Origin of the sequence: Pseudoalteromonas sp. A25 (assembly GCF_009176705.1) — a bacterium.
Lineage (GTDB): Bacteria > Pseudomonadota > Gammaproteobacteria > Enterobacterales > Alteromonadaceae > Pseudoalteromonas.
In genome coordinates this window covers 836355-850194 of the sequence record NZ_AP021846.1, presented here as the reverse complement: position 1 = coordinate 850194, position 13840 = coordinate 836355, and the positions used below count along the sequence as shown (strand labels likewise).

The window sequence follows — 13840 nt, the reverse complement described above, 5'->3', positions numbered from 1 at the left end:
TCAAAGACCAACCTTCAATCACCCTAAACGGAGCATAATTGAGCAAAAGATATAAAATCCGCTAATGAAGTGATGGCTAGACCGAATAGGAAAAACTAAGAATGATAAAGATGGTGCCGACTATCCGAGTCGAACGGATGACCTACTGATTACAAGTCAGTTGCTCTACCAACTGAGCTAAGTCGGCACACTAATTTTTTAAAACCTTTCGGTTTATTGATTTTGGTAATCAAAAGGATGGTGCCCAGAGGCGGAATCGAACCACCGACACGAGGATTTTCAATCCTCTGCTCTACCGACTGAGCTATCTGGGCATATTTTAGTATAAGTTTAAAGGAGTGGTGCCGACTATCCGAGTCGAACGGATGACCTACTGATTACAAGTCAGTTGCTCTACCAACTGAGCTAAGTCGGCGCACCTAAAAATGGTGCCCAGAGGCGGAATCGAACCACCGACACGAGGATTTTCAATCCTCTGCTCTACCGACTGAGCTATCTGGGCATAAACTTATTTTTAGAAAAACACGAAACGTATTTTCTCTGCCCTCAAAATAATTTTACAAAAATAAAATTATTTGAGCACACAATTTTTGCTTATATTTTAATTCCTAGCAAGGAAGTGGTGCCGACTATCCGAGTCGAACGGATGACCTACTGATTACAAGTCAGTTGCTCTACCAACTGAGCTAAGTCGGCGCACCTAAAAATGGTGCCCAGAGGCGGAATCGAACCACCGACACGAGGATTTTCAATCCTCTGCTCTACCGACTGAGCTATCTGGGCAAACCTTATGTTACATTAAAAAACAACTAGGATTTTCAATGCTATCCCTAACAGCTCTACTTACTGAGCTATCTGGGCAAACCTTATATCACATTAAAAAACAACTAGGATTTTCAATGCTACCCCCCAACAGCTCTACTTACTTAGCTATCTGGGCGTGCGGCGTATTAAACGGGTTTTGCCCTTTTAAGTCAACCCTTTTTTTAAAACCAATGTTCGTTTGCACAGTTTTCAGACAGAGTGGACAAAATAACGCTTTTTTGTTGAACTTTTCATCACCCTGTTGGTATCTAGCGCTAACCTCTCGCATCAATAGCTATACTAGTGTGACTCTAAAAACGTAGAGAAATTATCCGGATTGAGTGTTAGGATTGAGATGCTAAATAGCTTTGTCTCTATTCAACGTTGAATAGATAAACTGGAATACATCAATAATGCAAAATTCTGCTCGAATAAAAATATCTGGGTTAACCCCACTGATCATTGCCACTGCAATTCTTACGGGTGCGATTTGTGCCGTTGCAAGTTATTTATTACCTGAAAACAGACCCATTCCCCAACTTGAAATTCAGGCAGCTAAAATTTCTTCACCTATCACTAGTTTGATGGTCAAATCCAGTTTTGATGATGCGAAAAAAATGCTAGAAAGCATCGAATATGCCTCAAATGATGTTGAGTACTTCTTATATAGTAATACAGGTGTAAGCGAACCCACACTTGTCTACCAATCATCACCAAACAACGTGCCAGCTTTATCAAGGTTAGATACCATTAACGATAAACAGCAAATAATAACCCATCAACCTTTATACATGGACGGGCAACTAGTTGGTGAACTGGTGCTGCGATATCAAAAAGCAAAGTCGTCCACATTATCGTGGCTTAGCTATTTAGCTTTTGCTGTGGCACTACTTTTGGCCATTTTTATGGCTTGGTTTAGTAACCGCTGCATAGGCCGAGACCTAATAAAACATAACCAGCAGATCCAAGATGAACTGCAACGTATTATTGATAACCAAGACTATCGTACACACATTAGCGCCGACCTAGGCTTAGGGCTTGATAATATCGCAAAGCTTATCAACCTTTTGCTTGAACAAATACAAACCGCAATTGACAGTGATCAAGCTGTACATAAAGAACTTAAGCAGCTTCAAACCAGCTTAGAAACAGAAGTGCAAGCACGTACATTGGCACTGGAAAAAGCGACACTCAACGCAGAGCGTGCCAGCGAAGCCAAAACCACTTTCTTAGCAACAATGAGCCATGAAATTAGAACACCAATGAACGGCGTTATTGGTACTATAGATTTGCTAAGGCAAACCGAGTTAGATGGTGCCCAACACCGCTTGAGTACAATAATACGAGACTCCGCTTTTTCGTTGCTGGGTATACTCGATGATATTTTAGATTTTTCAAAAATTGAAGCAGGCAAGTTACAGATAGATAGCAGCCCATTTTCAGTAACAGAAACGGTTGAAGAAGTTGCTCGAGTGTTGTCATCGGTTGCCAAAAAAAGAAAGCTAGATTTGCAGCTTTCTATCGCCCCGGATATCCCAACAAATTTAGTGGGCGATACAGTCAGGGTCAGGCAAGTGTTATATAACCTGTGCAGTAACGCGATTAAATTCACCAGCACCGATGAAACCAAGCAAGGCTATGTAAAAATATCTGCAGAGGTCGCACAAAATACATCTGAACACTATACCTTACGCTTCAAAGTGGTCGACAACGGTAAAGGCATGAACCAATCGCAATTGCGTGAGATTTTCAATCCCTTTATACAAGCCGAAGGGTCTATCACTCGTGAGTTTGGAGGCACCGGGCTTGGTTTATCGATATGTAAGAGCCTGATTGAACTGATGCTTGGCTCAATCAATGTCACTAGTGATATCGGGATGGGTAGCGAGTTTGTAGTTGAGCTCCCTTTTAGTACCTCTGGCCAAGTAAAATATGCAAATAAAGCGGTGTTAAACCAAAAAGAAGTCGTTGTTTTGACAGACGACACGAGTAGACAAAAAACCGTTTCGCGTTATTTGTCCTTTATGGGGGCCAAGGTTTCTGTACTTAGCACATCAGCTAATATCGACGAATATCAATATAAAAGCTCAATTATTTGGGTGCTCGATGGCTTAGATAGTATGGAGAAAATCAACGATCAGCTTCGTGCTCTACTGTATTCATTAGAAAACAATAATCAACAAATCGTTGTGTTGAGCACCATGGACGATGCCGCAATTAACCATAAAAATATTTTTTATCTCAATGCTGCACCACTATGTAAAACGAGCTTTATGACCGCTATTTTGGTGGCTGCTGGCTTGCACAAACCTAAGCAGTTAAAACCAACACGCACTTTAAATAATTATTTAAGCGTTGAACAAGCTAAAGAAGAAAACAAATTAGTCTTGCTCGTTGAAGATAACATTTTAAATCAGCAAGTACTTACCGATCAGCTCCATTTGTTGGGGTATGGCGTTGAAGTCGCTGAAAATGGTGAACAAGGCCTAGAGATCTGGAAAGGTGGCCACTACCCCGTCATTTTAACCGACTTACACATGCCCAAAATGTCTGGTTATGACATGGTCAAAGAGATACGCGATATTGCCGAGCAAAGCGAAGATATCAATGCGCAACCATACATTATCGCGGTCACAGCCAATGCATTAAAAGGAGAGCGAGAACGCTGCCTCAGTGCTGGTATGAATGACTATATAACCAAACCAGTTGAACTCAACGTACTCGAAGAGACGTTACAAAAATACCTGAAAACACTGCCAAATGATGAAATGACTGACAGCGACGAGCAAGACGATGACGAACTATTTGAAGTTGATGGACACGCAGAGCAATCGCAAGAAGCTCAGCCAATAGATCTTGAAACACTCAGCAAGTACGTTAATCATGACGAAGCCAAACAGCGCCGATTCTTTAAAATGTACTTAGAGCAGAGTAGCCAACTCACCCGCGAAATATATGGTGCCGTCATATCCTGTGAGCAATCAGTAATTATTGAATCATGTCACCAGCTTAAGTCCATTTCTAAAACCATAGGGGCTGAGCAAGTGGCTGAGATAGCGATAGAGTTCGAATCACAGTGTAAGGCAAATACACTGTCTTCTGATGAGCTCATTGCGCTTCGCAACAAGTTAGACAAAGCATATACACAAGCGACTGAGTTTATTCAAAAATACTTAGAGTCGGCAGCATCAGAAGGTTAACAGTTTAATATCAAAGAGGTGCCAGCTTTGAGCACCTCTTTGATTAATCTCTCGCCACTACCCTTCATACCAAAGCATATAAAGTAGTTTTATCACCAATGACACCATAATAAGTGGCAATACATACTTACCATAACGTTGCATTTTATCGAGCCCTAAACGATGCTGATAGCGCTCAAGTAGTGGCACCAAAATAACTAAAGCAATAATGAGAGAAAGCAAAATAACGATGATATTCATAGCGTAACCGATCCTTCCTAAGCCATCGCTGTTATATCATGATTTAACCCAACAAAAAAAGCGCAGCTTACGCTGCGCAGTCGGTTGGAAGAATACGTTGCTTTTAACCTACCAGCGCTAACAAGATACCTGCTGCCACTGCACTGCCTAAAACTCCCGCTACATTAGGTCCCATCGCATGCATCAATAAAAAGTTATGTGGGTTAGATTCAAGACCAACTTTATTGACTACTCGTGCTGCCATTGGCACTGCAGATACCCCCGCTGCGCCCACAAGTGGGTTGATTGGGTTACTCGAGAGGCGATTCATTAGCTTTGCCATAAATACCCCGGAAGCCGTACCAATTGAAAAAGCCAATGCCCCAAGGACTAAAATACCCAAGGTTTCTACCGTTAAAAACTCATCTGCCGCAAGTTTCGAGCCCACCGCTAGCCCCAAGAAAATTGTTGTAATATTGATTAGCTCATTTTGTGCAGTATTGCTCAGTCTATCTACCACGCCACATTCACGCATTAAATTACCCAAGCAAAACATCCCTACCAAGGGTGTCGCTGCAGGTAAAAACATGATAGTCAGGCTCAAAACAACCATAGGAAATAAGATTTTCTCTTTCTTTGACACAACTCTAAGTTGCGGCATTTCTATATTACGCTCTTGTTCTGAGGTTAGTGCTCTCATGATCGGCGGTTGAATTATTGGCACTAAAGCCATATACGAGTACGCCGCAACAGCAATTGCGCCCAACAGCTCAGGGGCTAATTTTGACGCCAAGAAAATAGCAGTAGGCCCATCTGCTCCGCCGATAATGGCTATCGCCGAAGCATCTTGTAAAGTAAACTCAAACCCAGGTACATAATTTAATGCGATTGCGCCAAACAAAGTCGCAAAAATCCCAAACTGCGCAGCAGCTCCTAACAGCAGCATTCTTGGGTTAGCAATCAATGCACTAAAGTCAGTAAGAGCACCTACACCCATAAATATCAGCAGCGGAAACACCCCACTATCAATACCTATATAGTATACGTAATACAACAGGCCGCCTGGTTCAGCTAATCCCGCAACGGGGATATTCGTTAATATTGCACCAAAGCCAATTGGCACAAGCAAAAGCGGTTCAAAGCCTTTGGCAATGGCCAAATATAATAAACCACAACCCACTGCCATCATCACTAATGCAGGAATGGTAAAGTTAGCAACCCCTGTGGCATGCCACAAATTTAATAAACCTTCCATAGTGCCCCCTTATGACAATGCCAAGATAGCGTCACCCGTTGCCACCGAGTCACCCTCTCTTACCAGCACTTGAGACACACAGCCCGAATGTGTGGCTCGCACTTCAGTTTCCATTTTCATTGCTTCCATGATCAAAACGACATCGCCTTTATCAACTTGATCTCCGGGCTTCACTTTAATTTTGAAAATATTACCAGCAAGAGGCGCATTCATTGTTTCGGATGAACTGACAGACGCAGATTGAGGGATCAACTCACTGTCTTTCACCTTCACTTCTTGTAATTCTCCACCTGGAGCAACGACTACGTCATATACTTTTCCATCCACTTGAACACTGTAGCGCTCAGGGGCTTTATTAGAAGAATTAGAAGCTGATGCTTGCGCTTGCTCTTCTGCCGCTTTAACGAGGCTTGGCTTAGGCTCAAATGCATCTGGGTTGTTTCTATTTTTCAAAAACTTCAAGCCAACTTGCGGAAATAATGCATAAGTTAGAACATCATCAATGTGTGCATCTGCTAATTGCAATTCTTCACCTTTAGCTAAGCCAAGAAGCTCAGTTTCAAGGCTGTCTAGCTCAGGCTCAATTAAATCAGCAGGTCTACATGTAATAGCTTGTGCATCATCTAGTACTTTAAGTTGCAATTCAGCGTTCACTGGAGCCGGTGTGGCACCATACTCGCCCTTGAGCACGCCTGCAGTTTCTTTTGTAATAGTTTTATATCGCTCGCCTGTGAGCACGTTAAGCACCGCTTGCGTACCAACTATTTGCGAAGTTGGTGTCACTAAAGGCAAAAAGCCAAGGTCCTCGCGCACGCTTGGGATCTCTTTGAGCACCGCGTCTAATTTATCTTCTGCACCTTGCTCTTTTAATTGGTTTTCCATGTTAGTTAACATGCCGCCAGGCACTTGCGCTAACAAAATACGCCCATCAACACCTTTTAAACTACCTTCAAATGCGGCATATTTTTTACGAACTTCTCGGAAGTAGCTGGCAATTTCTTCAAGCTGGGCCAAGTTTAAACCCGTATCACGTGCGGTTCCTTCCGTAATGGCGACCATAGTTTCAGTTGCGCTATGGCCATATGTCATGCTCATCGATGAAATCGCGGTATCTAGCATATCAATACCTGCATCTATCGCTTTTTGATATGTTGCTGTGCTCAGCCCTGTGGTCGCATGACACTGCATGGCAATTGGAATCGACACAGTGCTTTTCAAACCACTAATTAATTGTTCAGCATCATAAGGCTTTAATAAACCCGCCATATCTTTAATACAGATAGAATGACACCCCATTTCCTCAAGCTTTTTCGCTTGCTCTAACCACATATCCAAGGTATGCACAGGGCTGACCGTGTATGAAATGGTACCCTGAGCATGTGCACCCACTTTAATAGCTGCCCTGATCGCAGTTTCTAAATTGCGAATATCATTCATGGCATCAAAAATACGAAATACATCAACACCATTGTGATGAGCACGTTCAACAAACTTTTCAACTACATCATCTGCATAGTGGCGATAGCCTAGTAAGTTTTGCCCTCGCAACAACATTTGTTGTTTGGTATTTGGCATTGCTTCTTTTAATGCTCGGATACGATACCAAGGGTCTTCACCCAAATAGCGAATACAAGAGTCAAATGTTGCACCACCCCACGACTCAACGGACCAATAACCGGCCTTATCTAATTTCTCAGCAATAGGTAGCATGTCTTCTAAACGCATGCGCGTGGCAAGAAGAGATTGATGTGCGTCTCTGAGTACAAGCTCAGTAAGTTTTAGTTGTGACATTTTAGACCCCTGTTATTTTTTTATTCTGTACTGCGCAACGGCTGCGGAAATCGCTGCGATATGAGCGTTAGACACCCCTGCTGATGACTTACTTGTGGCTTTAGTCGGCGTATCATTGGATAATTCCGATCCAGCTAACTTAGCTAAATTTTTTACTGCAAAAATCAAAATAGACAAAAATACAAACACACCAACCATACCTGTGAGCATTAAGTTGGCTGCTTGTAATAATAAACTCACAATATCCATGCTGTTCCCCCTACAGACGCTGACACACAGCGCACCATGCTTTATTAGTCATTTTTTATAAATATTTATGCACCATCATAACAAAAGAATTTGACATGTAAATAACATTGTAAATTGGTCTTACCAAAACAATTAAACAACTAATATTCAAGGTGTTATGACAACAGAACAGTTAAACACGCTAAATTTCGCTTATAAATATGAAAAATATTCAGAATAGCAACTAAAAATAATACAAAAAATGTCAACCCACAAACATGATAACAACCACACTCGTCAACATTAAATTGGTCTTACCAAAAAGCAATTACTCCTTTATTCTACCCCGTGAATTGCAAGTCAATTGTCTAGTGGTTTCATACGCCGAATGAGCTACAATGCCCCTTTTGAGCTATGTTTGGAGCTATTGATGTTCACTGAAAAATTCACCCTAGATAAAAACTACTTTACCGAGTGTTTTGAAGAATCAGTAGCGTTCAGTGATAAAGCTAAACCCAAATATCCATTATTAGTATTTTTAATATTGTTAAGTGGATTAGCATGGTTTGTGCTCGAAAAGCCCTATGTCGCCAGTTTTATAGCGTTAGTCGCCTTGTTGGAAGTTGTGGCTTTTGTATATAGAAAACCGTGGTGGATAACGAGGCAAATGCTTTCAAGAGCATCAGGTAGTTTAGTCACTTTGCAAATAGATGAACGCGGTATCAGCGCTGTTAACCCCTATAAACAATACCAACTCACGTGGCAAGATGTTCAACAAGCACATAAAACTAATAAAGGTGTGGTATTAAAAACAAAACATGGAATGCAGTATATTTCCAAAGCTGTAATTAGCCCTGAGAGTTTTGACTATATATTAGAGCAGACAAAAATATAGCCACATCGTGGCTATATTTATCTTATAAGGTGTGTGGCTTACATGTTGCCAGTCGATGGGTTCGACTTCTCAGCCTGAATACGCATGTAGATTTCTTCACGGTGCACTGATACATCTTTTGGTGCATTTACACCAATGCGCACTTGGTTACCTTTTACGCCTAGCACAGTTACGGTTACTTCATCACCAATCATGAGAGTTTCACCGACTCGACGAGTTAGTATTAGCATTCTCTTGCTCCTGTATTCCAATAATTAAAAAGATTCCGCGTCAGAGTCATTTTAATGAAAAGTGAACGTAAAAGTAAGCAAAAACCTAGCTTTAGTTCACTTTAGCGCAAAAATGTTACATGTAATTGATTAACAGCACCGTGCAGCTGTGTTTCTGACACTAAGAATGACGCCTTAATTTCAGCTGTACTCATTAACTTGGGATAAATGTCTTGATCCGCTAATACAGTTAATGCACTTGCCAACACTTCTGGGTGAGACTTGATACCCATCCCAACCAACGACACTTTTGCTTGGTTTAATTCAAATACAACATCATTAATGGTGTGTGCAAACGGCTCTGACTGCAATAACGCCAAAACTGCTAGGTGATCATTGCGATGCACAGTAAAAGCATAGCCTAAAATATCCGCTTGGCGACACCATTGATGTAACATATCAACTTCAACTTGCAATTTTGCTAGTGCACTGAGAAATTGACTCAATGTTGCGGGCTCACTGATACTACACTGATATAACACGATATCTTTGTTTGTCGCTATTCCTGTAACAGCGCTATCAACCATACATTGTTCCTTATAACTTATCAAAGTACCCTGATCTGGTTTAAAACTCGATAACACTCTCAATGGAATTTGATAACGTCCAGCAGCTTCAACTGAGCGCAGATGCAACACTTTAGCACCTAAACTTGCAAGCTCCAGCATCTCAGAAAAGCTGATTTTCGAGAGCCTTCGAGCATCATTTACCATGCGTGGATCAGCGGTATATACACCGTCAACATCAGTATAAATTTGGCACTCATCCGCATGTAATACGCCAGCGACTTCAACAGCTGTAGTATCAGTACCACCACGCCCAAGCGTTGTGATGTTTCCTTCACTATCTCGCCCTTGGAAACCAGCAACAATCGCGATACGGTTATGTTCAAGCTCTTGTTTTAAGCGCTGAGTGTCAATGTGTTCTACGCGCGCACGGCCAAACATATTGTCTGTTTTTATCGTTATTTGGTCGGCCAATAAGCTCACCGCAGAATGTCCACGCTTAATAATAGCCATGGCCAACAAGGCGATACTTGCCTGCTCTCCAGTACTCAAGAGCACATCAAGCTCGCGAGCGCTGGGCACTTCATCTATTTGCTTTGCAAGATTTAATAAACGGTTAGTTTCGCCAGACATGGCAGAAACAACAACGACCACTTGATGGCCTTGCTGTTGGGTTTTAATGACATGCTCGGCGACGGCCTCAATACGCTCTATTGAGCCTACTGAGGTGCCGCCAAATTTTTGTACAATTAACGCCACGAGTTACTGAGTTTTCTCAGCAACCCATTGAGTAACGCTTGCAAGTGCAGCATCAAGGTTTTGTGGTTCAGAACCACCAGCTTGTGCCATATCAGGACGGCCACCGCCCTTACCACCCACCTGTGCAGCCATGTGATTTACAAGTTCACCAGCTTTAACTTGACCCACTAAGTCTTTAGTTACACCAGCTATCAAGCTTACTTTGTCACCATTAGCAACACCCAAAGCAATAACGCCTGAGCCCATCTTGTTCTTCAAATCGTCAACCATGCCACGCAGCGCTTTTGACTCTGTACCTGCTACGTTAGCAACAAGTAGCTTAATGCCGTTAACGTCAACTGCCGATTCAAGTAATGAGGCACCTGCAGCGCTTGCCAACTTATCGTTAAGCTGTGAGAGCTGCTTCTCTAAGCCTTTATTTTTCTCTAATAAGTTAGTTACTTTATCAAGCACATTGCTCATATCCCCTTTTAATAAGGCAGCAATGTCGTTAAGTTGTTGTTCTTGCTCTGCCACATAGTTAAATGCTTCAGCACCTGTCACCGCTTCAATACGGCGAACACCTGCAGCAATACCGCCTTCAGAAACAATCTTGAACAGACCTATGTCACCAGCACGCTTAACATGGGTACCACCACACAATTCAATTGAATAATCACCAATTGATACAACGCGTACTTCGTCATCATATTTTTCACCAAATAGTGCCATTGCACCTTTTTCTTTGGCTGCATCGATGTCCATTAGCTCTGTATTTAGAGCAAAGTTAGCGCGGATCTGCGCATTAACCATTTTCTCTACTTCACGCAGCTGCTGTTTTGTTACTCCTTCAAAATGCGAGAAGTCAAAACGTAAGCGATCTGGCATTACCAACGAACCTTTTTGTGCCACGTGTTCACCCAATACTTGACGAAGCGCTTCATGAACTAAGTGCGTTGCAGTGTGGTTTTTCTTGATATCTTCGCGGCGCGATGCATCAATTTGAGCCTCAACTTTCTCATTCACACTAATGCGGCCAGTCACTGTACCGTGATGTGCAAATGCATTACCTAGTTTGGTGGTATCTGTGACAACAAATTCACCATTGGCCACTTTCAATGCGCCCGTATCACCCACTTGGCCACCCGACTCAGCGTAGAATGGTGTGCGGTCAAGAACAACAATACCTTGCTGACCATCTTCTAACACAGATACGGCTTGACCTTCATGGAACAACTCCACAACCGTGCCAGAGTAATGCACAGCATCGTAGCCTTTAAAGTCTGTGGTTTTTTCAGACTTCAACTGCTCGTTGTAATCTGCGCCAAACTTGCCTGCTTGCTGGGCTTTCTTGCGCTGCACTTCCATGCATTCTTGGAAACCTTTTTCATCGATGGTCATGAAACGCTCACGCGCTACATCAGCCGTTAAATCCGCAGGAAAACCATAAGTGTCGTACAGTTTAAATACCAGCTCGCCAGGAATAACATCCCCTTCGATGCCTACCAAGCTCTCTTCTAAAATCGCCAACCCTCGGTCAAGCGTTTTACCAAACTGCTCTTCTTCAATGCGCAGTACTTTTTCAATGATTGCTTGTTGCTTAGCAAGTTCAGGGTAAGCTTGGCCCATTTGCTCAATTAATGCTGCTACCAACTTATAGAAAAACGCCCCTTTTGCGCCCAATTTATTACCATGGCGCACAGCTCGGCGAATAATACGACGTAGCACATAACCACGACCTTCGTTAGATGGCATCACGCCATCAGACACTAAGAATGCACACGAACGAATGTGGTCGGCTACAACACGTAGCGACTTATCTTCTAAATCTTGTGCATTTGTGACTTCTGCAGCCGCTTTGATTAAACCTTGGAATAAATCAATTTCATAGTTTGAGTGCACGCCCTGCATAATGGCAGAAATACGCTCTAGACCCATACCAGTATCAACCGATTGCTTTGGTAGAGGCTCCATCGTGCCATCGGCATGACGGTTGTATTGCATAAATACAAGGTTCCAGATCTCGATAAAACGATCGCCATCTTCTTCAGGCGTACCCGGACGACCGCCCCAAATATGTTCACCATGATCGTAGAAAATTTCTGAGCAAGGGCCACATGGGCCGGTATCACCCATTGACCAGAAGTTATCCGCAGTATCAATGCGAATAATTTTATCTGCCTCAATACCCACTTCTTTATGCCAAATATCAAAGGCTTCATCATCACTATGGTAAATTGTGACCAACAGCTTCTCTTTTGGAAGTTGCAAAACGTCAGTCAAAAACTGCCAAGCAAACTTAATTGCATCTTGCTTGAAATAGTCACCAAAACTAAAGTTACCTAGCATTTCAAAAAAGGTATGGTGACGCGCCGTGTAGCCTACGTTTTCTAAATCATTATGCTTACCACCTGCACGCACACATCGCTGTGAGCTGGTTGCTCTGCTGTAAGGGCGGCTTTCAGCGCCTAAAAAAACATCTTTAAATTGCACCATACCGGCATTGTTGAATAACAATGTGGCATCATTGCCCGGGATCAACGAGCTTGAAGGCACAACTTGGTGTTGTTGTTTGGCAAAGTAGTCTAAAAACGCTTGCCTGATCTGTGCGGTAGTCATGTGCTGCATGTGATTATTCACCCATTGTTGCTGCTTGCATTGCAAAATCTATTTCTTCATAGCTAAAGCCGCGATACATCATATAACGCACGCGCTTTGCTTTTTCTTTATAATCGAGTTGTTTCGGGGTCGAAGTGAACTTTCGAACATAAACATCTAATGCCAGTTCAAACCAATCAACTTCTTGTGTCTCAATCAATTCCATTAAGAGGGCTCGATCAACCCCTTTATTCCCCGCTTCGGCTAGCACTCGTTTAAGCCCTAGCCCTTTATTTAGCTGTCTTCTTAGAAAACTCTCACAATACCGATTATCATCGACATAACCAAGCGATTCACACCACTGGAGTAAGTTTTCTATAAAATCGTCGTCTGCCTGCTTCGCCTTTAACTTTTGCTTGAGTTCTTTTTTAGAGTATTCCTGCCTACCCAATAGCCAAAGTACATAGTTTTTAAGCTTTTGCTGTTCACTCTCATCCATTAGGCGTCAAAACGCCCTGTGTCACCTGAAGTGCTGGTCGCACTTTGTGATGTCTCATCAGATTGCTGTTCTTGCGGCATAAAAATAGCCTGAAACGACACAAAAAAGCTGATGTAAGCGATAGGCATTATGATCAGCAATGGCACCATACTCAAAGGAACCGCAGCTGCAATAAGAATACCGATCAGCAGACTATATACACCTAACGGAGCCATATTCACAAAAAACACCTTCAGAGATTGCATTAAAGCTTTTATAATTTTTGTTTCACCTTTAAAGAATACCAGTGGTAGTGCATAAGCAAATGCCATCATATTAAGAGAGTGTGCAACAACAAATAACATAACATCTGCCAATGAAATACTCGCCATTATAGCGCTAATGAGTTGCTCTGGTGATTGCTGTGGGGTTGCGCTCTCCATGATGCTCAACGCTTCTTCAAACATCAACCCAGCTCCCCAAGTAAGTAAAATCACTACGCCAAGCTGATATAACCCCAAACGAAACAGATGCAATCGACGCCCTTTAGCAGAAAAAGCAGCCAATATACTAGCCAGAGAAATAACTTTACCTTGTTGCTTACTTAGTACTGCCAGATAAAAACCTGCAGTTAAAAATGGTGCCGAAAAGGCCGCTACCAATTGCAGTGGAGGCATAGCCAAAGGTAATAACGCCACAGCAATCATAAATATATGCATCACAATAAATGTCATCGGCTGGGTTTTAAATATTTCCCAACCCGCTTTTAACCACTGCACACCCATGGCAGCTTTAAACACTCTAAACTTGGCAGACATATTAACTCTACGTTGATAAAAACACTGTGATTATACCGATT

General features: G+C 42.4%; 11 protein-coding genes and 6 tRNA genes. 2 read left to right on the top strand and 15 right to left on the bottom strand.

Features of this window, described 5'->3' with window-relative positions:
• Nucleotides 1-111: 111 nt before the first annotated feature.
• From GDK41_RS03855 to GDK41_RS03830, 6 genes are all read right to left on the bottom strand, one after another.
• Nucleotides 112-187: transfer RNA gene (locus tag GDK41_RS03855), tRNA-Thr, on the bottom strand.
• 51 nt (nucleotides 188-238) lie between these two features.
• Nucleotides 239-314 (bottom strand) — tRNA-Phe (locus GDK41_RS03850).
• Between the two features lie 25 nt (nucleotides 315-339).
• Nucleotides 340-415: transfer RNA gene (locus GDK41_RS03845), tRNA-Thr, on the bottom strand.
• A gap of 11 nt (nucleotides 416-426) precedes the next feature.
• Nucleotides 427-502: transfer RNA gene (locus tag GDK41_RS03840), tRNA-Phe, on the bottom strand.
• Nucleotides 503-620: 118 nt separating this feature from the next.
• Nucleotides 621-696, bottom strand: a tRNA-Thr gene (locus tag GDK41_RS03835).
• 11 nt (nucleotides 697-707) lie between these two features.
• Nucleotides 708-783: transfer RNA gene (locus GDK41_RS03830), tRNA-Phe, on the bottom strand.
• Between the two features lie 434 nt (nucleotides 784-1217).
• Here GDK41_RS03830 and GDK41_RS03825 point away from each other — a divergent pair.
• Complete coding sequence (locus GDK41_RS03825; protein ID WP_152085169.1) at nucleotides 1218-4004, top strand: ATP-binding protein; 2787 nt, start codon at nucleotides 1218-1220, stop codon at nucleotides 4002-4004.
• Nucleotides 4005-4061: 57 nt separating this feature from the next.
• On the opposite strand, the gene GDK41_RS03820 is transcribed toward GDK41_RS03825, so the two are convergent.
• The 4 genes from GDK41_RS03820 to GDK41_RS03805 form a co-directional block, all read right to left on the bottom strand.
• A complete protein-coding gene (locus GDK41_RS03820) occupies nucleotides 4062-4244 on the bottom strand; it encodes a hypothetical protein (protein WP_152085168.1) in 183 nt (60 codons plus the stop codon).
• A 103-nt stretch (nucleotides 4245-4347) separates the two neighbouring features.
• Nucleotides 4348-5478: a sodium ion-translocating decarboxylase subunit beta gene (locus GDK41_RS03815; protein ID WP_152085167.1), complete on the bottom strand. Its 1131-nt coding sequence runs from the start codon at nucleotides 5476-5478 to the stop codon at nucleotides 4348-4350.
• A 9-nt stretch (nucleotides 5479-5487) separates the two neighbouring features.
• Entirely contained in the window at nucleotides 5488-7269 is a 1782-nt protein-coding gene (oadA, locus tag GDK41_RS03810; protein WP_152085166.1) for a sodium-extruding oxaloacetate decarboxylase subunit alpha, read from the bottom strand.
• A gap of 12 nt (nucleotides 7270-7281) precedes the next feature.
• The gene (locus GDK41_RS03805; protein WP_152085165.1) at nucleotides 7282-7518 is read right to left on the bottom strand and encodes an OadG family protein; all 237 of its coding nucleotides are present in this window, start codon (nucleotides 7516-7518) and stop codon (nucleotides 7282-7284) included.
• A 409-nt stretch (nucleotides 7519-7927) separates the two neighbouring features.
• Here GDK41_RS03805 and GDK41_RS03800 point away from each other — a divergent pair, with 409 nt between their 5' ends.
• On the top strand, nucleotides 7928-8392 hold the full coding sequence (locus tag GDK41_RS03800; protein WP_332096047.1) for a YcxB family protein: 465 nt from the start codon (nucleotides 7928-7930) through the stop codon (nucleotides 8390-8392).
• Between the two features lie 38 nt (nucleotides 8393-8430).
• Here GDK41_RS03800 and csrA read toward each other — a convergent pair whose 3' ends face one another.
• The 5 genes from csrA to GDK41_RS03775 form a co-directional block, all read right to left on the bottom strand.
• Nucleotides 8431-8622 carry a carbon storage regulator CsrA gene (gene csrA / locus GDK41_RS03795; protein WP_063359311.1) on the bottom strand — a complete coding sequence of 64 codons (192 nt, stop codon included), beginning with the start codon at nucleotides 8620-8622 and terminating at the stop codon, nucleotides 8431-8433.
• Between the two features lie 101 nt (nucleotides 8623-8723).
• On the bottom strand, nucleotides 8724-9926 hold the full coding sequence (locus tag GDK41_RS03790) for an aspartate kinase (protein ID WP_152085164.1): 1203 nt from the start codon (nucleotides 9924-9926) through the stop codon (nucleotides 8724-8726).
• A 3-nt stretch (nucleotides 9927-9929) separates the two neighbouring features.
• Nucleotides 9930-12533, bottom strand: a complete 2604-nt coding sequence (alaS, locus tag GDK41_RS03785; protein WP_152085163.1) for an alanine--tRNA ligase — start codon at nucleotides 12531-12533, stop codon at nucleotides 9930-9932.
• 4 nt (nucleotides 12534-12537) lie between these two features.
• Nucleotides 12538-13002, bottom strand: a complete 465-nt coding sequence (locus tag GDK41_RS03780) for a regulatory protein RecX (protein WP_152085162.1) — start codon at nucleotides 13000-13002, stop codon at nucleotides 12538-12540.
• On the bottom strand, nucleotides 13002-13799 hold the full coding sequence (locus tag GDK41_RS03775; RefSeq protein WP_152085161.1) for a BPSS1780 family membrane protein: 798 nt from the start codon (nucleotides 13797-13799) through the stop codon (nucleotides 13002-13004). The genes GDK41_RS03780 and GDK41_RS03775 overlap by 1 nt, the downstream gene beginning before the upstream one ends.
• Nucleotides 13800-13840: the final 41 nt, after the last annotated feature.